Annotated in this window: 1 protein-coding gene; it reads right to left on the bottom strand. The window is 66.3% G+C overall.

Annotated elements, in window-relative coordinates; genetic code table 11:
- On the bottom strand, positions 1–713 hold a 713-nt coding region (locus tag ACFXIV_RS48215; RefSeq protein ID WP_379421578.1), incomplete at its 3' end, for a lytic transglycosylase domain-containing protein.
- Between the last annotated feature and the right edge of the window lie 416 nt (positions 714–1,129).

Here is a 1,129-nt window from a genome sequence, read left to right as displayed (position 1 = left end):
CCGGTGTGCATGCCGCTGGACCAGGAGCCGCCGCGCTGGTGGTAGGGGGTTCCCAGTGGGCCGCCGTCCACGGGGCGGGCCCATCCGGAGGTGGACAGGCCGCCGTCGGGTCCGGTCAGCTCCGCCACGTTGCCCATGATGATCTTCACGTAGTTGTAGGTCTCCCCCTTCGCGAACGATTCGGGGGGAACTCCGCGGTACTGCTCCACCCTGCCCCAGCCGGCGTTGTAGCCGGCGAGGGCCAGTTCGATGGGGCTTCCGTCGTATTCGGGGTGCTTCTTGGCCGTGGCCAGCAGTTTGCACATCATCCGGCCCTGCGCCGGTATCGCGTCCTGCGGGTCGAGGGGGTCCTTTCTGCCGTCGTTGTTGCCGTCCACCCCGGCGGTCTTCCAGGTGCCCGGCATGAACTGGGCTATGCCCAGGGCGCCCGCGCTGCTCTTTCCCGGATCGGCCTGGAAGCCTGACTCCTGTTGCAGCTGGGCGGCCAGGACACTCGCCGGGAGCCCGGCCTTGCAGTCCTCGGCGGCCTTCTGGATGAGTCCGGCGTAGGCGGCGGGCACGCCGCCTTTGCCGACCTTCAGGGAGCCTGCCGCCAGCTGCCCGCCGCCGCCTCCTTCGTCGTCGTCCTGGAAGAGCACCAGGTAGAGCACGAGCCCGAACGCCATGGCGAAGAGGAGCGCCACCACGCTGCCGACTGTTTGCAGGATGCGCATGGTGCTCAAACGGCCGTTCCCCCCTGAGCGGTTGAGCGAGGACTCCCCGGTGCGGTGTGCACACCCGCCGGCGGGAAGGTGCCAGGACCGCGGTCCGATCGGCACACATTCTCACACCGGTTTTGGGCAGCTATCAGAAGTCGCTTGTCACAAAGCTGCCACTTCTTGCACACTTCAAATGGCGCTTGGGCAGCTTAAATCCCCCTTTTTCGCCCGTGCATAGGGTGCAAAGTTGTGGAACCATCCGGTCCCCGGACGCGACCATAGAGTGTGGCGAACACATGCCTGGGCCGCCGTCACTGACGTTGCCTCAGGGTTGACCTCTAGTCAGGTGCGAGTGCAAAGCCGGGGGGAAGTTGTCCAAGAGATCGCTGGCGCTGGAGAAACTCCCGGCGCACGCTCGCCTTCTCATACCC

The sequence above is a fragment of the Nocardia sp. NPDC059236 genome, from assembly GCF_042754085.1.
GTDB lineage: Bacteria > Actinomycetota > Actinomycetes > Mycobacteriales > Mycobacteriaceae > Nocardia.
This window is presented reverse-complemented; position numbering and strand designations above follow the sequence as displayed.